At 68.4% G+C, this 19,728-nt stretch carries 14 protein-coding genes and 1 pseudogene; 11 read left to right on the top strand and 4 right to left on the bottom strand.

Annotated elements, in window-relative coordinates; genetic code table 11:
* Positions 1-5 precede the first annotated feature (5 nt).
* Both KME77_RS07575 and KME77_RS07570 read left to right on the top strand, forming a co-directional pair.
* Positions 6-1,811, top strand: coding sequence for a LodA/GoxA family CTQ-dependent oxidase (locus KME77_RS07575; protein ID WP_219463343.1), 1,806 nt, complete (start codon positions 6-8; stop codon positions 1,809-1,811).
* 83 nt (positions 1,812-1,894) lie between these two features.
* Positions 1,895-3,178: an FAD-dependent monooxygenase gene (locus KME77_RS07570; protein ID WP_219463341.1), complete on the top strand. Its 1,284-nt coding sequence runs from the start codon at positions 1,895-1,897 to the stop codon at positions 3,176-3,178.
* Positions 3,179-3,295: 117 nt separating this feature from the next.
* On the opposite strand, the pseudogene KME77_RS07565 reads toward KME77_RS07570, so the two are convergent.
* A pseudogene (locus tag KME77_RS07565) lies at positions 3,296-3,860 on the bottom strand (transposase domain-containing protein); the annotation flags it as partial.
* Between KME77_RS07565 and KME77_RS07560 the strand changes: the two are divergent.
* Genes KME77_RS07560 through KME77_RS07545 form a run of 4 tightly spaced genes read left to right on the top strand, consistent with a single transcriptional unit; the run spans position 3,841 to position 5,562 of the window.
* On the top strand, positions 3,841-4,479 hold the full coding sequence (locus KME77_RS07560; protein WP_219463337.1) for a site-specific integrase: 639 nt from the start codon (positions 3,841-3,843) through the stop codon (positions 4,477-4,479). The pseudogene KME77_RS07565 and the gene KME77_RS07560 overlap by 20 nt on opposite strands.
* Positions 4,398-5,030, top strand: a complete 633-nt coding sequence (locus KME77_RS30480) for a tyrosine-type recombinase/integrase (RefSeq protein WP_372451150.1) — start codon at positions 4,398-4,400, stop codon at positions 5,028-5,030. Before KME77_RS07560 ends, KME77_RS30480 begins: the two co-directional genes overlap by 82 nt.
* On the top strand, positions 5,027-5,320 hold the full coding sequence (locus KME77_RS07550; protein WP_219463334.1) for a DUF6247 family protein: 294 nt from the start codon (positions 5,027-5,029) through the stop codon (positions 5,318-5,320). Before KME77_RS30480 ends, KME77_RS07550 begins: the two co-directional genes overlap by 4 nt.
* The gene (locus tag KME77_RS07545; protein WP_219463332.1) at positions 5,317-5,562 is read left to right on the top strand and encodes a hypothetical protein; all 246 of its coding nucleotides are present in this window, start codon (positions 5,317-5,319) and stop codon (positions 5,560-5,562) included. Before KME77_RS07550 ends, KME77_RS07545 begins: the two co-directional genes overlap by 4 nt.
* Before the next feature lie 118 nt (positions 5,563-5,680).
* On the opposite strand, the gene KME77_RS07540 is transcribed toward KME77_RS07545, so the two are convergent.
* Positions 5,681-7,186, bottom strand: coding sequence for an ISL3 family transposase (locus tag KME77_RS07540; RefSeq protein WP_308250603.1), 1,506 nt, complete (start codon positions 7,184-7,186; stop codon positions 5,681-5,683).
* A gap of 211 nt (positions 7,187-7,397) precedes the next feature.
* The gene (locus KME77_RS07535; protein WP_219463328.1) at positions 7,398-10,085 is read right to left on the bottom strand and encodes a helix-turn-helix transcriptional regulator; all 2,688 of its coding nucleotides are present in this window, start codon (positions 10,083-10,085) and stop codon (positions 7,398-7,400) included.
* Between the two features lie 190 nt (positions 10,086-10,275).
* Between KME77_RS07535 and KME77_RS07530 the strand changes: the two genes are divergently transcribed.
* The 5 genes from KME77_RS07530 (at position 10,276) to KME77_RS07505 (ending at position 15,261) form a co-directional block, all read left to right on the top strand.
* Complete coding sequence (locus KME77_RS07530; RefSeq protein WP_308250602.1) at positions 10,276-11,886, top strand: MFS transporter; 1,611 nt, start codon at positions 10,276-10,278, stop codon at positions 11,884-11,886.
* Between the two features lie 19 nt (positions 11,887-11,905).
* Entirely contained in the window at positions 11,906-12,295 is a 390-nt protein-coding gene (locus KME77_RS07525) for a VOC family protein (RefSeq protein ID WP_219463326.1), read from the top strand.
* A complete protein-coding gene (locus KME77_RS07520) occupies positions 12,292-12,873 on the top strand; it encodes a dihydrofolate reductase family protein (protein WP_219463324.1) in 582 nt (193 codons plus the stop codon). The genes KME77_RS07525 and KME77_RS07520 overlap by 4 nt, the downstream gene beginning before the upstream one ends.
* 336 nt (positions 12,874-13,209) lie before the next feature.
* Positions 13,210-13,416 (top strand): hypothetical protein, encoded by a 207-nt coding sequence (locus KME77_RS07510; RefSeq protein WP_219463318.1) that lies wholly within the window; start codon positions 13,210-13,212, stop codon positions 13,414-13,416.
* A gap of 1,236 nt (positions 13,417-14,652) precedes the next feature.
* Entirely contained in the window at positions 14,653-15,261 is a 609-nt protein-coding gene (locus KME77_RS07505) for an MFS transporter (protein WP_219463315.1), read from the top strand.
* Positions 15,262-15,365: 104 nt separating this feature from the next.
* Here KME77_RS07505 and KME77_RS07500 read toward each other — a convergent pair whose 3' ends face one another.
* Entirely contained in the window at positions 15,366-19,409 is a 4,044-nt protein-coding gene (locus KME77_RS07500) for a golvesin C-terminal-like domain-containing protein (protein ID WP_219463314.1), read from the bottom strand.
* Between the last annotated feature and the right edge of the window lie 319 nt (positions 19,410-19,728).

Here is a 19,728-nt window from a genome sequence, read left to right as displayed (position 1 = left end):
CCGCCATGTCGTATCGCATCCATCCGGCCGTCGGCGTCGTCAGGGTCGGCGACAGCCCCGAGTTCTACCTCGCCCCGGAACGGCCCGGCAGCCTGCCGATCCTGCCCGACGGCGGGACGTTCACCCCCGCCGACTTCCGCGACAAGAACGGGCGTCTGCGCAGGCAGGGCGAGCGGTTCGAGGTCTACTCCTACCGCGACGAGACCGACCCCGGCCGCCCGGTGCGTCCAGGTCAGGACGGGGTGGAGCGGATCGAGTGGACCGTCCACCTCGCCAACAAGAAGGCGATCTGGTACGAGTTCATCGTCAACGCCGGGGAGTCGGGCTACGCCCCCGATCACCCGCTGCGCAACGCGGCGGTGACCGACCCGGCCGAGCGGGTGAAGATGATCATCGATCCGGGGCCGCGCACGCTGAAGGAGGCGGGGCAGTCGGTCGCCTTCTCCCGGACCGACAACCCCGACGGCTACCCGATGACGTTCCCGCCGGAGCGTCTGCAGCCGTCGTCCATAGACAGTCTCGGCGAGCTGCGCACCGACCGGGAGGGACGGCTCATCGTGCTGGGCGGCTTCGGCGCCTCGGGCAGCTCGGCCGCCGAGCCGGTGGCCGACGACTACGCCAACAACGACACCTGGTGGGACGACACCTCCGACGGCCCGGTGACCGCGCGGGTCGTCATGACGGACGGCCGGGTCGTGGACGTGGACACCTCCGCCTGGGTGATCTGCGCCCCGCCCCGGTTCGCCCCCGAACTGTCCAACCTCGTCACCCTGTACGACACGATCTTCGACGTCGCGGTGCGCGACCTGGGGCTGCGGCCCGACATCTTCCACGACGGCCTCTGGCGGCGTGACCACCTGCCCGACTGGGAGGCCGACATCAAGCCGATCCTGGAGCGGGCCCACCATTACGGCTGGGTCGTCGCGATCCCCTCCCATCCGCACGACCCCGACCTCGGCAAGCTGGGCGACCCCTCTCCTGTCTTCAACGGGATGCGGCGCTTCTACCTGGACCTCATCCGGCCGCCCGACACGCCCGACCTGTTCGCCTCGCCCGACGGCGGGCTGCCCATGATGCCCTTCCTGTGCGGGGACAACTGCTTCAAGCCGGGACCGCTGGCCTCGCGCTACCTCACCCTGACCAGGACGCAGTTCTTCTTCCTGCAGCAGTGGGCCGCCGGCGACTTCACCGTCAAGGGCGCGCCCGAGCCGGCACCCGCCGAGCTGCGGGACCGGGTCCCGTTGGACGCCTGCGTCGGCGGCGCCTTCTCCCCCGGCATCGAGATGACCTGGATCTGCCGCAACCCGGACCTGTACGCCGAACCGTTCCGCATCCGCCGCAAGCCGGACGTGCGGCCCCCGCTCTCCCTCGGCGGCGACCTGCACCAGGGACTGGAGCCCGGCGACCTGTCCAAGTACATGGCGCTGCCGTGGCAGGCCGACTTCAACGAATGCTCGCAGCAGCAGATCGGCGACCGGTTCGTCTGGTGGTGGCCGGTGCAGCGGCCCGACTTCGTCTACGTCCAGGACGCGGACGGCCTGCGTCAGGTGCCCTGGGTGGGCACCGACGGCGACCAGAACGCCGACGACTACGTCGGGTTCGCCGACGACCTCGACATGGTGAGGCTCTGGTCGCAGCTCGGCTTCGTGGTCAACCGCGGCACCGCCGACGACCCTCTGTTCGTCGAGGTCGAACGCACCCTGCCCCGAACCGGCCCCACACCCCGAGCCGATCGCACGTCCCGCTCCGATCGCCCACCTGGGGCCGATCGCGCGCCTGGGGCCGATCGCGCGCCCAGGGCCGGCTCGTGACGGACGGCGCCGGCGCGTTCGCGCGGCGGGGCGCGGGCCGGCGGAGCACGGATCGGCGCGGGGGGATCGCTCCGCGGGCTCGCGTGGCCGTGATCGGCGCCGGGCCCGCCGGATGCGCGGCGGCCTTCGCGCTGCGGGCCGGCGGTGCGCAGGTCGCCCTTCTCGGTGAAGATCGCCGGGATCGCCCCCGGATGGACGAGTCGCTCCCGGCCGAGGCCCGTCCCCTGCTGCGGCGGCTGGGCGTGTGGGAGGAGTTCGGGCGGGACGGGCATCCGGCGTCGCCGGGCATCGCGTCCGCCTGGGCAGCCGACCTGACCTTCGGGGACGCCTTCACCGCTCCGCTCGGCCGGGGCTGGCTCGTCGACCGCGACCGGCTCGACGCGAGCCTGATGGCAGCGGCCCGCTCGGCGGGGGCCACCGTGCTCCAGGGCGTACGGGTGACCGGGGCGCGGCGGGACGGGGACGGGTGGCGGCTGTCGCTGCTGCGCCCCGGACCCGCAGGCGGCGACTGCTCGCTCCCGCACACCGGGGCCGTCGACGACGACGGCTCACTCCTGCGCGGCTGCGACGACGGCTCGCTCCCAGCCGCTCGTGACGACCCGGCGGGCGCGTCGGCCACCATGCGGGCGGAGTTCGTGGTGGACGCCTCGGGGCGGGCGGGCGTGCTCGCGCGTTCGCTCGGCGGGCCGGTGCAGGCCGACCGGCTGATGTGCGTCCACGCTCGTCTCGACCGGCCGCCGGAGGCCGCATGCCGGACGTTGCTCGAATCGGCCGAGGACGGCTGGTGGTACGCGGCGGCGGTCGGCGGCGCGTCGCTCCCGGGCCGGGTCACGGTGGGCTTCTTCAGCGACCCCGACGTGATCCGGCGGACGTCGGCGGCCACACCGGGCGGCTGGCACCGGCTCCTGCGACGTACCCGCCATGTCTTCGACCTGCTCGGCGGCCCCGGCCCGCCGCCCGCCCTGCGTACCGTGCCCGCCGCCTCCCACTGCCTGACCCGCCTGTACGGCGAGAGCTGGGCGGCGGCCGGGGACGCGGGCAGCGCGCTCGACCCGCTCTCCTCTGCCGGCGTCGTGACGGCCCTGCGCTCGGGGTTCGAGGTGGCGGAGGGAGTCCGGGCAGCGCTGAGCGGCCAGTACGGCGTGCTGGCCGCCCTCCAGCGCCGCGCCCACGCCCGCTACACGTCCTACCTGCTGGAGCGCCGTGATCACTACGGGATCGAGACCCGGTGGCCGGACGCCCCGTTCTGGCTGAGGCGGGCGGCGAGAACCCGGGGATCAGGACTGATACCTACCCCTGGCTGGGATGATGGTCCCGCGCCGTCTCCTGAGGTCCAGGGTCGTCCGGGCCGATCGTCGCCCAGCTAGCCACTCGGAATCTGGCCCGTGGGCTGGGATTGCTGCCACCCGTCACGGCCGTTGCTCCACAGCTCAGAGGCATGACAGGCGAACCGGTCGAACAGCCCGTCCTCCGGCAGCCGGCGCGCCGGACACCGCCCCGATCAGAGCCCGGGTGCCGGTCTCCACCAGCGTCATCAGCATGAGCATGGGATATCCCGCCCACGCCTGCCGATAGCAGGCCCGGCCGAAGTAGTCCCGGTTGCGATCGGTGCCAGGCACCTTCAGCGAACTGCACCCATCGAACGCGACCATCCGCCGGCGCCGATACCGCACCCCAGGAGTGGCCGGTTGAGCCACCGGCCCGGCCAGCACCTCGAACAACGCCTCCAGCGGAGCGGCCCCCAACCGGCGGCGCAGGTCACGCAGCGCCTTCTCCGACACCACGGCGAGCGGCAGACCGGCCAACCCGGCCATCAGCTTGTCCCACACCCGGGCACAGCCCAGGCGCGGAAACAGCGCCAGCACGAAGTACACCCCCACCCGCGACGGCAGACACCACAACCGGCGCTGCACCCTCCCCGGTCTCCTCCAACACCGCGTCCACCAGTTCGAACGGCAGGTACTGGGTCAGCTCGCCCAGATGACCAGGCGCGAAGGGACCACCAGCCGCCGAGATAGTACGAGTGAGCGTGGACGTGCACGGCTGGATCGCTGATGAGTGCAGCCGCTCGACGGTCAAGAACAGCCTCGCCGCCCTGGTCCGGGTGATGGAACAAGCCGTCCGCGACGGCATCATCGACCGCAACCCCGCCAGGATCACCGGCTGGCAGCGCGAATACCGAAGAGCCAAGGACGAACTGGACGATCCTCGCGCACTGGCACTACCGAACCGGACCGTGCTGGAGCGGCCGGCCAACGCCCTCGTCGGACGCTCGGCCGACTCCTACCCCGGCTGGGGCAAGATCGTGATCTTCGCCGCCTGCACGGCCGCACGCATCGGCGAGGTCTCCGGCGTGCGGGGCGGCGACATCGACACCTGGACATGCATTGTGCGACGGCAGATCACCCCCAGCCCCAGAGGACCGGCGGACAAGGGGACCAAGGGCAAACGGGCGCGTAAGGTCCCGCTCATCACAGAGGTCCGCCAACTGGCCCTGGGAGCGGCTCAACGCCGCGGGAAACGATCCCGCGGCACGGCTGTTCACCGGCCCCAAGGGCGGGCAGATCAGCACAGCCATGCTGCGCGATGCCACGCACTGGGACGAGGGTTGTGGCCAGGCTGGGCTATGAACACCTGCGCCGTCACGACCTGCGCCACACCGGCCTGACCTGGATGGCCGATGCCGGGGTGCCGATGCGCGTACTAAGGAAGATCACCGGTCACGGCTCGCTGAGCACCACGCAGCGCTATCTCCACCCGGACGGCGCCTCACTCGCGGCGGCCGGGAACGCGCTCAGTGCGCACCTGACGGGGCGCTGGTCCCCATCTGGTCCCAAGTTGAAGGCTGTCCAGCCGACCGGCCAACGAAACGAAGATCACAAAAAAGGCCAGTCGACCTGGAGCTTCATCCAGATTGGCTGGCCTTTTCGACCGTCGGGACGACAGGATTTGAACCTGCGACCCCTTGACCCCCAGTACGTGCGAGCGAGGCGTTCTCACACGTCAAATCCACCTATGGCCATGCCTGATGTTCACTCACCCGCATACTGTCCTACCAGCGAGCTGGCGTGTGGTCCCAAACTGGTCCCAAGAAATCACGCCCCGGCCCTTCCCGTGACCAACGTGACGAGACGCTCCTCCGGTCCGTCGAGGCGGCGGCAATTGACGCCATCGAACCGCGGCGACAGCCAGACCAGCAACGCTAAGATGAAGCCATGACGGCCCAACCCGCGCACTCCGCCGAACCAGACCCGGAGGACATCCTGGCTCGGCTGCCCCAGCGGGAACGCCAGAGGTTCCTGGCGGAATACCGCCAGGCCGTCGATGTGGCCCACGAACCATGGGGCTATCGCAAACTACGCACTTTTCTCGCCGAATGGGATCTGTACGCCCTGGCGGCCTCACAGCCCGACTACGCCGACCGTGCGCGAGCCGCAATGACCGGCGAGGGCTTCATCACCGAAGCCGAAGCCGCCGGCCAGGTGCCCGGCTGGCCGACCTCGCGGTGAGCGATCTTCGTGTCGAGTTCCACACTGCTGCACTGGCCCAGATGCGGGGCCTTCCCGACGAAGCACTGGACGCTTTGGTGGTCAGGGTCACCGACCTACTCACAGAACCTTGGGACGCTCAGGTGATCGGCGATGATGATCGGTTTCGTCGCACGGTCTTCGGCGGACGTGGACTGGTGTCGTTCTTCCTCGACGAATCCGAGCACGTTGTACGCATCTTCGATGTGACCTGGGCGGGATAACACCTGTACCGCTTCAACGCGTAGGGCCTGTCCGTGGCCGTGCAAAAGTAGCCGCAGGTGGCCGGGTTGAGGGGTTCTGATCCACTTCTTGTGACCCAGTGACAGAGTGTGATCATGCTCAGTCGGCGTGGAGGATCTGAAGACGAAGAAGATCGAAGCCGGCGCGCCCATAGCCGTCCCTTTTGATCCGCTTAATCCTGTTCACGTTGCCCTCCACACGGCCGGAGTTCCAGTCCAGAGTCAGTCCGGCCGTGACGGCATCGAAGTCCTGGCGCAAGCCGCGAACCAGGCTGCGCAGCGGCTGGAAGCCAGTGGCTTCGGCTTGGTGGAGCCACTCAGACAGCAAGTGACCGTTTCTGTTAGTCATCATCGTGGCGAAGGCAGCCACGCAGCCCGCGACGGCGTCCAGTTCGGGACACCGAGCCCGCAGCTTCTTCAGCCGCAGGGTTCCGGCCTCGTCAAGGTGGTCCGGGTGGCTGGTGAGCAGGCGCGTAGCGCGGCGGACGGTGAGTTCCTCGCCCGCCTTCGGCGCAGGCACCCCACCAGCCCGGAGATCTTGGAAGTGCCGGCGCAGGGTGCGCTTGCTGCCCTGGTAGCCCTGCCGCTGGATCTCGGCGAACAGCCGGGCGGTGTCAGTACAGCCCTCGTTCCAGCGCTGATGGAGGTAGGGCAGAAACGCGTCGACGCAGGTGCCCCGCCGTACTGGTCCGCTGAGCATGTCCTGCGGGGAGGGGGCTTGGGCATAACGGCGCACCGTCTTGCGGTCCAGACCCAGTGCCTGGGCGATCGCGGAGATCCCCACCCCCTTGTCCAGCAGCGCGTGCACGGCCGCGTGCCGTTCGCGCCGCGTGGCAGCGCGGCGTCCTTCCACCTGCGGTGGCACCGGGGCAGGCTGATCCGCCGTGCTCGGCGTCCCGTCCTGATCGGCCACCTCAGCCGCGGTCTCGGCCAGACAGACCCGGTGCGCCGCCACACACTTGTCAACCGCGTCGCACAGGTTCTTCCAGACGTGGAACCTGTCCGCGACCTGCACGGCGTCCGGAGCGGCGCTGCGTACGGCCTCGGCATACGCGCCACCGCGGTCGCGACACACCAACTGCACGCCGGGATGGGCACGCAGCCAGGCGGCGAACGTGTCCGCGGTGCGATCGGGCAGCACATCTACACGCTCCCCGGTCTCCATGTCCACCAAGATCGTGGCGTAGATGTGGCCCTTCCGGGTCGCGAAATCGTCCACGCCCAGCACTCGAGGTGCCGACCCGACGACCTTGTCGGGAAGCTTGCGAATCAGCCGAAGCAACGAGTTCGCGCTTGCGGTCACCGCCAGATGTGCGGTCAGCCGGGCCGCGGGCCGTCCACCGGTGGCCAGCACAACGCGCTCCAGCAATCGCCGTAACAGCGGTGTGCGACGTGCGAACGGCTCGGTCAAGCCGTCCACCTGCTCAACGAACGTCTTGCGTGGGCACTCCGCGGCTCGGCAGGCGAACCGGCTGACCAGCAGGCTGATCACTGTCCTGCAGCCCGCCACCGCCAGATCGGCCAACCTACGCCGATACCCGCCATGCCGCCGATCCGACACTGTCCCGCAGGTGGGACACGCCGCGGTCGTCGTCGAGGTTCTCACTGAGATCGCTATCGACGCGTCGTCGGCGGCGATGTCCTCCACGGTCACCGAATCCCAGTGGCCCCAAATGGCCGAAGGCAGTCCGCAGTCACACGAACCTTGATCATCCCCGAGTACGTCACGCCATGTGATCGCTTCACAAGAAGTGGATCAGAGCCCCGCGCGCGCGGGGGGCCGTGGCCACCCGATCGTGCATCCGAACGGTAGCTGATCAATGAAGCACCTTGCTGAGCTCGGCGCGGGAGCGGATATCAAGTTTCGGATAGACCTTGTACAGGTGGTATTCGACGGTGCGCGGACTGAGGAAGAGTTGTGCCGCGATGTCGCGATTGGACAGGCCGGCTGCGGCGAGCTCGGCGATCTGCAGTTCCTGCGGTGTCAGTCGATTGGCCTCGGCCAGTGTCGTATGTTGCTGACTTGAGCCGTCGATCGCGGCCAGTTCACCCGTTGCACGCTCCGCCCAGGGGCGGGCGCCCAGCTGGTCGAACAGACGACGTGCGACGTTCAGGTGCTCGCGGGCCTCGCTCTTGCGACGGGCGCGGCGTAGCCATTCGCCGTAAAGCAGGGTGGTCCGGGCACGATCGAAGGGCCGTTCGTCGACCGGGTGACGTGCCAGTGCTTGAACGTACAGCTCCTCCGCCGAATCGTCGGTCGCAAGCAGCGCCCGACATCGCAACACCAAGGCGTCGGTCCACGGCTCATCCATGACCGCCGCCCAGGTCGCGCATCGCCGCATCGCCTCGGCTGCCTCGTTGGCACGGCCGATCCGGACGGCGGCTTCGACAAAGTCGGGCACGCTGCGCTGGACGGCGGACAGGTGCCGGATCGGTCCCCGTTGCACGCCGGCGAGACGTTCGTACGCCTCGGCGATCCGGCCGAGTCCCAGACAGAGCAGGCCGAGGGCCGCGCGGGCCTGCGTGCCCGTCGCACGCTCGTCACCCGGAGAACCTGCGTCGATGCCCGCCATCTCGAGGCAACGCCTCTCATCGCCCTGGATCGCCGCCAGGTAGGCCAACGCGGAGCTCGCGTACGCGGCCCAGAGCTGCTGACCGATGTCACGGCCCAGCGTGACCGCTTCGGTGCCGCTGATCAGCGCGTCCCGATACCGGCCGAGGAAGACCTGGCTCAGGCTGAGCTGGGCAAGCGCCGATGGAAGCACCGCGACCGCGCCCCGCTCGCGGGCACCCTGGATGAGCTCGGTGGCGATCTCCGACGATGTTTTGTCCCGGTTCAGCATTACCGCGAAGCTCATCACCTCGGCGAGGGCCTCGGGTCCACGCTTCCTGGCGACGCGGGCTGCGCGAAGGAGCAGCGGATCCAGTTCGGGGTAGCCACGTGGGTCGCTCACGAGGGCTGCCACCGCAGCCCATTTCGCGAGCCACGCAACGGTATCCAGTGAGGTGCCGGCAGGTGCCAGCGAAGCCAGATGATCGACAGTGGCGACGAGCTTGTCCGGGTCGGTGGGCATTGACCAGATGGTGTGCACAGCGGTCAGCCCCAGCCAGAACGCGCGCTCGCCGTCGTCTGCCGCCATGGCCGCGCTGGCCGCCAGGAGGTGGCCATAGGCCTCGTTCAGGTTACGGGCCGCGAATTCGGCGCGACCGGCGACCTCGAGCAGCCGTGCGCTCTGCAACGGGCCGCCGGCCGCGGGAAGGGTCTGCAACGCCGTGGCCTTGGCCCATTCGATCCTGCCAGCGTCGACAGCCGCTTCGGCTGCGTCGGTCATGCGGCGTGCCGCATCGCCCGCCTCGGTCGAAAGTTCAGCAGCCCTCCTGAAGGCCGACGATGCCGCGCCGTGGGCACCCCGAGCCGTCGCGCGCCTGCCCGCCTGCTCCAGCGCGTCGGCGATCGCGTCGTCGCGTCCGATCGTCGCCGCGGCCAGATGCCAGACGCGCCGATATTCGTTGCTGGTGACCGCGGCCAGGGCGCGATGAGACTCCAGCCGATCGGCCAGTGGCGCACCGTGATACGCGGCCGAGCGCAACAACGGGTGCCGGAAGATCAGCGCGCCCTGGGCCGCCCGGACCAGTCCGGCTGATTCTGCCGCGGTCAGATCGGCGAGCGATGTACCGACCGACGGAGCCGCCCGGTGAATGGTTGCGAGATCACCGGTGTCGTCGGCCGCTGCGAGTGTCAGAAACCTGCGCGTACTGGGCGGGAGTGCCGCGATCTGTCGCCCGAACGCCTGCGCCAGCCGATCGGTCAACCGTATGGGGCCCTCGTACGACATCGGGCCCGCGGCTGCAAGTTCACGCAGCGCCAATGGATTGCCTTCGGTCGATGCGACCAGCTCGGTCCGGGCGACGCCGGCGAAACCGAGATCATCGAGCAGCAGCGCGGCTTCGTCTGCCGGTAGGCCGGCGAGGGTGATCTGCGGGAGGCCGGCGGCATCCGGCGCGCCAGGCTCGTCCCGGGTGGCGATCAGCACGCCGACGGCCTCGCGCCCCAGCCTGCGCGCGGCGAACATCCACGCATCCAGCGATGCCCGGTCCAGCCAGTGCGCATCGTCGATCAGAACCAGCAGGGGCGACACTTCGGACGCTTCGGCCAGCAGCGACAACACCGCCGCGCCGATCATGAACCGGTCCCGCGCAGCCTCCCCGAGCCCGAACGCACCGGACAACGCCCGGCGCTGCGGTCCGGCCAGCGCCGGCAGATGGTCAAGGACCGGGCGGAGCGCCTGGTGCAGCCCGGCGAACGGCACCTGGCTCTCCGACTCGTAGCCCATGCACTGCAGGACCCGGACGTCCTCGCCCACCGCGCCCAGGGCGTACTCCAGCAGGGCGGTCTTCCCGATCCCGGGCTCCCCGCGCACCAGCAGCACGCCACTCACCCCGTGCCGGACCTGCTTGAGCAGGGTGTCGATGGCGGCACACTCCACCTGCCGGCCGCGAAGCATGACGGCCAGACTACCGCCGTACCGGCCGTGCACATCACTGATACCGCTACGGATTCGGATACCGGTCGATCGCCCTAGCGTCGAAGCACCACCGCCATCCGGAGGTCACCCCGAGCCGGGCTATCGCGGCGATCACCACGACCGGCGGATCGGTGGACCAGAAGCTGAGCACCACCGACTGGAGTAGATCGTGACCACTGGAAATGCGAAACCCGGAGCCGGGCGGCGGGAATGGGTCGGGCTTGCCGTGCTCAGCGTGCCCACGTTCCTCGTCACCATGGACTTCTCCGTGCTGTACCTGGCCGTACCACGCCTCACCGCCGACCTTGCACCCAGCGGCATCCAGCAGCTGTGGATCGTGGACATCTACGGCCTCATGATCGCGGGTTTGCTGGTCACCATGGGCACCCTCGGTGACCGGATCGGCAGGAGAAGGCTGTTGCTCCTCGGCGCCGCGGTGTTCGGCATCGCCTCGGTGGCGGCGGCGTTCTCCGTCAGCCCGGAGATGCTCATCGCCAGCCGTGCGCTGCTCGGCGTCGCGGGTGCCGCGGTGACGCCGTCGGTGCTGGCCCTGATCACCGGCATGTTCACCGACCCGCGGCAAAGCCGCCGCGCACTGGCCATCTATCTGGCCTGTTTCATGGGCGGGGCGACGCTCGGCCCGCTCGTCGGCGGCATCCTGCTGGAGTACTTCTGGTGGGGTTCGGTCTTCTTGGTGTCCGTGCCGGGAATCGTGCTGCTGCTGACGTTCGGCCGCTTCCTGCTCCCCGAGCAGACGGCGCCACGGGCCGGCAAGCTCGACCCGGTCAGCGTCGTGCTGTCCCTCGCAGCGATCTTGCCGTTCGTCTACGGGCTCAAGGAACTTGCTCGCAACGGCTGGCAATGGCTTCCCGCCGGGACGCTGGTGTTCGGTATCACGGTAGGGCTGGTGTTCGTCCAGCGGCAGCGGCGCCTGGAGCACCCGCTGCTCGATCTGCGCATGTTCGGCAACCGCACCTTCAGCTCCGCCCTGACCTTGATGTTCGTCACCGCCGTCGTGGGTGCCGGCACCCTCCTGCTCGTCACGCAGTACCTGCAGAACGTCGCAGGCCTCACCCCGCTGGCGGCAGGTTTGCTCCTGCTGGTGCCCAACGTGCTGATGATCATCGGCAATCTGGCCACTCCTTCGGCGGCGAACCACATCCCCCCGGCGTACTTGATCGCGGGCGGGCTGATCGTCGCGGGTGTCGGCTACGTCATCTTCACGCTGGCCGACTCGACGTCCGGGCCGATGACGATCTTCATCGCGATGTGTGTCGTCATGCTCGGCACCGCTCCGCTGGCCGCGCTCTGCAATCACCTGGCCATGGGGGCCGTTCCGCCGGACAAGGCCGGTTCAGGAGCGTCGATCGTCCAGACGTCCGCCGAATTCGGGATCGGGTTCGGCATCGCCACGCTCGCAACGCTCGGGACCGCGGTGTATCGGCGAAACGTGGAGGGCGGTCTCGGCGCGACACCTGCTGATGCGGCGGACGCAGCCCGGGAAAGCATCGACCGCGCGGTCGCGGCGGCCGGTCAGTTGCCCACAGAGCAGGGCGGCGACCTGCTGGCCGCCGCCCGCGACGCCTTCACCTCCGGCGTGCACGTGGTGGGCACCGTCAGCGCCATCACCTACGTCGGCCTGGCCGTTCTCGTTGTGCAGGCATTCAGACACGTGCGGAACTCGCACGGCGGCGACGACACGGCGACGGACGCCGACCCGCTGCTCGAAGCCGGAACGGCGACGCCGGCCACCCCGAGCCATGAACGCTCATCGATGTGACCCGGATCGAGGAGAAGCCATGTCCCAACCCGTCGTGCACTTCGAGATCGTCGGTGGCGATGCTGCGGCGCTGCACGCCTTCTATGCCCAATTGTTCGGCTGGAAGATCGAGCCCCGCGGCCCTGGTGGCTACGGCCTGGTCCAGCCGAGCGGGCCGGACGGGATCACCGTCGGCATCGGCTCCGGTGACGACGGTGACAGCCGGCACGTCACCGTCTACGTCGAGGTGCCCGATGTCGGGACGGTTCTGGACAGGGCCGAAGAGTTGGGCGGTCGCCGACTGGTCGGCCCGGACATCGTGCCGGGAACCACCATCGAGTTGGGCCAGTTCACCGACCCCGAGAATCACGTGATCGGCCTGACCACCGCAACCACGCCCGATCAACCTCACGCAAGGAGCACACCATGACCGCGACCTACACCTGGGACGTCTATTCCACCCTCGACGGCTACGGCTCCTACGGCGGCGACGGCGACTGGGGCGGCTACTGGGGCAAGCAAGGCCCCGAGTTTCTCGACTACCGCTTCGCCTTGTACGGAGAGAAGCAGCGGATGGTCTTCGGGGCCAACACCTACCGGGAATCCGCGCAGCTGCTGGACCCCGGCACCGAGCCCGAGGTGAGCGATCCGGTGAACACCCGGCTGAGGAACCTGCCGATGACAGTGGTCTCGACCACTCTCGAAGGCCCCCTCACCTGGCCGAACGCGACCCTCGTGAGCGGCGACGCCGTCGACGTCGTCGCCCGGCTCAAGGAGGAGTCCGACGTGCCCCTGCGCTCGCACGGCAGCCTGTCCATGAACCGGGCGCTCATGGCCGCCGGCCTGGTCGACCACGTCCAGGTGACGATCTTCCCCGTGATCACCGGACAAACCGGAACCGCCCCGATCTTCCAGGGCGCGGCCGACTTCGACCTCGAGCTGCTGCAGAGCCGGACGCTCGACGGCCGTATCCAAGAGCTCATCTACCGGCCCACCCTGCACGGCTGAGCCGAGGGCATCCAGATCCATCCCCTCGGCGGCTCGGCGCGACGTTCCTTCCGAACGAGAGCGGCCATGAACATGAAGCGGACCTCGGCTGACAGTGATGAGGTAGATGAGCGCTTCTCGGCAGGGTCTGACCCATCGGCTGACTGACCTTGTGGTCCCAACGGGATCCGTCGGCCCTGACCGGGAAGCGCTCAAGTGCACTCACCGGACGCGGCGCCTATGACTGTCACCGGTACCGGATCGTATGTTGTTGATCTGGTGTTCGGGCTCGCGCATCTGTGGGGCAAGGAGTACCGGCCCGCGCTGGCCGATCTGCCCGATCAGAAGCTGTGACGGGTGCAGGTCTACACCGACTACGGGGCGCTGAAGGCGCTGGCGCGTGAGCGGCTGGACCTGGGCAAGGCCGCCCGGTGGCGGCCGGACATCCGGCGCCTGGTCGGCTCCGTCTACACCAGCGCCGTCAACCCCTGCCTCGCAGCGGGTGTTGCCGACCGCCACGCGATGGTGGCCGGGGGCGTCGGCGGGCTCTCAGTGGGCGTTTAGCCTCTGTATGTCATACTTCGCCTGGTCTGTCCCCTGGCACATATGTCGCATTAGTGCGTTTGGTGTGGATATCGCGAACCGGCACAGGTGATCGACTGTCCAGATAGAGCCACCTCTACAACCAGGTTCCCGTTTGGTCCCAAAATGTGGCACTTCGTTCCGCTCCTTGGCGGCAGGCAACCCTCGACTCCCGCCGGCTGATAGCACTCCTCTGCCAGTTCACCTGCAATAACGCCACGGCGGCACCATCCGCGATCTCGTCCCGAAGGGCCGCTTCCACCAGAAAACACTAGGGGCCAAACGGAATCTGCCGGATCAAACGCCCACTCAAACAGAGCGCGAACGCTGACGGCGCCATCCGCTTGCAGTGCCCAGCAGCGGGCACCTCCCCGTCGGTCACCTGCCCCCGCTTCGACCGCCTTCACCATCGCGGGCCCGGCCGACCCACTTCCATCGACCTGACCGACGCTCGGCAGCGAGCCGCCCACTCCGCGGCAAAACCCCGCGTCCTGCCCCCGGCACCCGACCATAAGCCCAGCGAGCTGCCGAAGATCTGCCACCAGCACACCATCACCCTGCACAGCGGCGATCTTGGCCACCTCGACAAATTCCGCCAGGACCTGCCTTACCTCAGCCCCTCGTGGCGGGGGACGTACTCCACCGTCAGGGCCATGACGGAGAGGCTGAACGGCCGCCTCAAGGGCCACGACCTCGACCTGAGTGATCCGAAGAACCGGCTCGCCCACGGCCGCGTCGCTCAGACCATCCTGGTCGCTCTGCTCGTTGCGGTCGCCAACGACCACTTCCTCGATGCCTGGCGCCACACCCACCAGCCCCCAGACGAGCCCGGACACATCCACCGACATCTTCGAGATCCCGGCAGGGCGCCTCGACCGCTCGCCTCTCACAGGCCGGAACAGGCCACCACCCGTCCCATAACCTGCACGTCAGATCACCTTGTCGCAGCACCCAGCCAGGAGCCGGCATCACCATGCCCAGCGACGCGAACTCCGGCCTCCACCAGCGCCGTGATACCACCCGGGCCTCCCCAGGCACCTGCTCCGCGACTCCCAAACCAGGACGAACCCGATTCGGAAACCCCTGAAACGACAAGATCCCGCCCGATCACGATGATCAGACGGGATCCCGTCAACTTCAGTCCAGCCGTTTCAAGAACGGCCCCTGGTCACGATGGGGACGCTCGGCGACCGGATCGGGCGGCGTAGAGTCGGCGGAGTGCTGCTGAGTGCGTTCGGGGAGCGCTCGACGTTCTTGATCGGCTTACCGGTCATGCTGCTGCTCGGCTCGACCCCACCGGAGAAGGCCGGGGCCGCATCCACTCTCCGGTCCACCAGCGGGGAATTGAGGGTCGCCTCCGGCATCGCCGCCCTGGGCAGCATCGGCACGGCCGTCTACCAGGGCAATGTCGTCCTGCCCGCGGGCGTGCCGCAAACCGCCGGCGAGAGCATCGCCGCGGCCGTGACAGTCGCTCCGCTCCTGCCCCCGCAAGCAGGCGCCGGCTTGCTCGACTCGGTCCGCGCGGCGTTCACCGACGGCCTGCACGCCGTCACCGCTGTCACCGTCATGCTCTACTTCCTCCTCGCCGTGATCTCAGCGGCGCTGCTTCGGCATCCCGCGGCATCGGGTGCGGCTCACGAGGCCGTACTGCCGTGCGAGAGTCACACCTGCATGCTGACTTTGCACTCCCCACCTGGCCCCCTGCGGGCTGAGCGCGACGGCGATCGGCACTCGCTTCCACACGGCCCCGAGCAGTTCGCGGGCGTGAGCGCGGGATCTCCGGCCGACATGCTCGCCTGGCCGCACGATGGTCTTCGCGGCCATTGAGCCGCCGTCATGAATTGCTCCGAGTAAGGCCGCCAACGCCCCGAGACCGGCATCCAGAGGTTGCCGGACCGTCAGCGGTCATCCCGCTGACGGTCCGGGCTGGGTCAGGCCGCGGAGCAGAATCTCTTGAAGGGTGGGTTGACGCCGGGATCTGTCGGCACCACTGCCGTCATCTCCCAGGGATTACCGGCGCGCTCGTCGAGGCCGATGCCTCGGCAGGGCCCGTAGGCGGTGTCCGAGCCGGTCTCGGGGACCTGGGTGAACATGGTCCAGTCGCCGCGCAGGACGGGCGCGTTGCCGCCGGTGGGTGCGCCTTGCCTGTTGATGGCCACGCCTCGGTGGTAGAGGTACTGGTCGGGCATCCAACTGGAGCGCAGGATCGGCGTGAAGGCGTCGACTCTGCTGACGCTGTTGTTCTTGCAGGCCAGGAAGTGCAGTTCTTGCCATATGGGCGGGGCGTCGTTGAACATCGAGGCGTCGGCCCCGGCCACGGCGCCGGCGTTGAAGAACATGTCCTGGATGTCCTCGGCCAGGGTCTTGACGCCGGCGGGGATGCGGGAGTCGGCGTTGAGGCGGTTGATCCAGGCGTCCATCGCGTCGACGGGGCCGGAGTTGGCCAGCAGCGGCCGGTAGCCGGTCGATCCGCCTGCCGTGGTCTGTACCTTGACGCAGGAGGCGTTGTCCTGTGACGGGCTGCCGGACAGGTCGGTCAGCACGGGCGGGCGTCCTCCTGGCTCGTAGGCGCGGCCGGGCAGCTTGCCGTCCTGTGCGGGGTTGGCGGAGGTGTAGCCGCCGTTGTGCACGTGCAGGTCCACCATCCGGTAGGACAGGTTCGGCCGGGTAATCCCGTAGTCCTGCTCGATGGCGGCGAACAGGTCGACGGCGAACGGCGGCAGGTGGGAGTTACCGGTCTGGTGCTCGTAGGTGACGTACTCGGTGCCGGGGATGATCGTGGCGAGGTTGCCGACGCCTTCGGTGACGAACGACACCGTCGCCTTGGTCCTGATCTTGAAGTGTTCGACGTCGCTGAACCAGCTCGGCCGCTGCTGGCTGGTCGGCCGGTCGGTGTAGGGCTGGGCGAAGCCGATCCATTTGGCGATGCTGTTGCCGTCGGGGTGGTTGACGGGGTCCTTTCCGGCCGAGTCGACCTGCTGCTTCCAGGTGACGATCGCCTGCTGGGTGGCCGAGCCCAGATTCGTGACGCCCAGGATGGCGTTCGTCGACTTGACGGCCCATTCGTACAGGCTGTCACGAGTGGCGATGGGACCGGCCAGCCAGGAGGCAGGGGCGGAGGTGTCGATGTTCTGGTCCTCGTCGAAGACCGCGACCGCCTCGACGGGCTCCTCGTGGTAGTCCCCGGACACGGGGATGAAGGCGACGGCGTCCCAGGCGATCCTGGCCGTTCCATCGCCGTCGGGGGTGAGGTTGCTGAGGCTGACCTGTGGGGTGGTGCCGGTGAACATGAAGGTGCCGAGGTTGACCCACCGATTGCCACCGGGGCCGGTCTGGTTGACGGTGCGGCGCCGTTCGCCGCCGTCGGCGTTGACGCGGTACTCGGCCAGATTGGTGCGGGCGCCCGGGTCGGGGATGTGGGCCATGATTTTCATCGGGCCGGTGCGGGTCTGGTTGAGCTTCCAAGTGCCGATCGCCTCCCGGGCGGGCGAGGTGTGGGTGTTGCTCATCCAGAAGTGGCCGCCGTAGGCCGCGCCGATCTGGTGAACGTCGATCTTGCCGGGGTAGGTGCCGTCCGAGGCCGCTTTGAAGGTGAAGGTGAAGGTTCCCGAGCTGGTTGGTTTGGTGCAGTTCGGGCGGATCGACGGAACATTTTGCGGCAGGTTGTCGACCACCAAGGCGCCGCTGGGGAGCCCGGCGGTGGAGCAGACCGGCGGATAGTTGGTGGCGTCCTCCTGATAGGCATATCCGGGGTCGAAGCGGATGAGCTCGTTGCCGCAGGTGACCTGACACTGCTCCTTCCACGTGGCGGCGGTGTGCCACCAGCATTTCAGGTCGTACTTGCCCAGGCTGTTCTTGTGCGCGCAGGGGCCGGCCGGCTCGCCGATCACCTCAGGGTCGTTCGGGGTGTGGGACTCGTTCGGGTAGCAGTCATTGCTGCTGGTACAAAAGAGCGTGCGCGGCGGCTTGACGGCGATCCGGTCGTCGACACTGTTCCACCAGGCGTAGCGGTGGGAATAGACCAAAGTGCCAGGGCTCTCGATCAGCTCGATCGGGTGACCGGCAAAACCCAGCACCTTCTCCGGGTAGGGCCAGTCCTGCGGGTGGGCCGAATCGGCGTAGGAGGTCTCCATGAACGGCGGACGGTCGGCCGGGTAGCGCGGGTTGACCGGGTTGTTCAGCCAGCCCAGCCCCCACGGGTTCGACCCGCTCGGCTGATGAAGGCCGGAGTTGTAGGCCCACACCGCGAAGAACCAGTTCTCCAGCCCCTTGGTCGTACCGTTGTTGACGATCAGACCAGCACGCCGCGTCTGGTTCCACTTGTCGGCCAGCATCTGCTGGCCCCTGGCGATGTTGACGGTGAAGTCCAGCGCGATCGCCCGCTGCGTGGTATAGGGGAACGCGTCGGGCTCACCCGGCTTCTCCTTGCCGGACAACCGCATCTGGTCGGTGATCTGCATGATGCCGTAACCGCAGTCGGCCCCGGCCCAATCGATCGACCAGTCGTCGCCCTCGTCATCGTTGTAGTAGTCGATACCGAAGTAGTTGCCGATCAAAGGGTTGGCCGTCACCCCGGGGATGGCGAAGCGGGCGGCCTGCCAGGTGTTGGACTCCTGCACCGCCACACCCATCATGATCTGCGGAGGAATGTAACCGCCGCCGTCGACGGCCCGCAACGGGAACAGGCCCTGCGGCGAGTAGGCGGGCATGCCCAGGTTCTTCCAGTTCGCCGGCCGCGCCACACTCAGCGTGCCGAGCACGGCCTGGTCGACCGCCCACTCCACCTGGCGCGGCTTGGGCTGCATGGCCTGATTTGCCGGATCGTTACGGGCCACCGAGCAGTACCGCTGATCACCGTCCGCCGGATCGTTCGGGTCACCCGCCGCGACCGCTCTCACACCCAGCGCTGGACTCGGCTGCGCCCCCTCCCCCGCACCCATGACGGGGGTCACCGACAGGGTGAAGCTCCTGCCGGTGGCCAGCGAGGTCGCGGTGATGTCCACCTTTTGCGGGATGCTGGGATCGGCCGGCGGTACACGTGGATCCTTGGCGTGCGTGCGCAGCACCGACGTCACCGCCACCTCACCCGACAGTGACAGCGCGGCATGGTGCGGCACGTCCGCGAACTTCACGCTGCCTGGCAGAGCCGGGAGTGCGGCCTTGGTGGCCTTGGCGCCGGTGACGAACACATGGCCGCCGCGGGCCGGGCGCACGCTCAGCTCCGTCAAGCCGCCGGTGGCCAGCGTGGTCACCGCGTCGCCTGTCTTCTGGGCCGCATTCAGCTCCACACGACGGACCGAAGCCGTTCGCGCGCCCTCGACCTGGGCGTACACCAGACCGCCGTTGGCATCAGGGGTCAGCCGGTACGGCACTCCCTTGGCCTGCGCCACCACCGTGCGCCTGCCGTTGGGGTGTACCCGCACTACCGCGCCGGAGTCGGCGGCGACGATCCCGCCGGTGACCGGTACCGCCGAGGTGAGCTGGCCTGGTACCTGGATCGGCGTGGCCACTTTGCCGGTGGTGGAGTTCAGCTCGAACAGGCGGGTGGCGCCGCGATCCTCGGTGCCGTCCTGGGTAAGAACGACCGATTCTGACGGGCCACATCCGGGGTTGAAATACGCCAGCGTCGTTTGCAACGGCAACTTGCGCACCGGGCTGCCGTCCAGGTCAACGATCGCGGTGAACCCGCCGCGCTCGTTCAACTCGCTCTCGTTGGTAAACGTCCGCGGCGCATAGACGACCACGGCCTTCTTGCCGGAGGCGGTCACGCAAAGGTTGCCGATCCACGCGTCGGTGTCGAGGCCGGGCTCTGACAGCGACGCGGCCGTACGCCACCGGTAGCCGTCCTTGGCATCGGCCACCAGCACATGAAAACCGGTGGCGTCACCCACGGTGGTCACCGCCCGATCGGACGACTTCTGCCACCCGCTGCCCAGCACCTCCGTACGCTTGCCCTCCTCGATGCTCGCAGGCACGACAGCCTGCGTGGCCGGGACCGCAATGTCCCTTTCGGGAGGAAGCTGTGTCCGCTCCGCGGAGGCAGACAGGGGCGCCAAGAATGATATCGAGAAAGCAGACATTATGGCGAGGATACTTCGGGAGCGCACAACTACTCCTTGAAGGGTGGAGAAGGTCGCTTATGTGTGGTGTCGAAGCTGAAGCCGGTTAGCCGGGTAATGGGAGGTCCCCGAACAAGGCAGGCTCGGCGGAATCGCTGAGGGTCTCATGAGAAGATTCGTGCCAGGGATGGGGCAGGCCGTCGCCATGCTGCCCTCTGAAAGAGGGCAGCATGGC

Source organism: Nonomuraea rhizosphaerae (genome assembly GCF_019396405.1).
In the GTDB taxonomy this organism is placed as follows: domain Bacteria; phylum Actinomycetota; class Actinomycetes; order Streptosporangiales; family Streptosporangiaceae; genus Nonomuraea; species Nonomuraea rhizosphaerae.
This window is presented reverse-complemented; position numbering and strand designations above follow the sequence as displayed.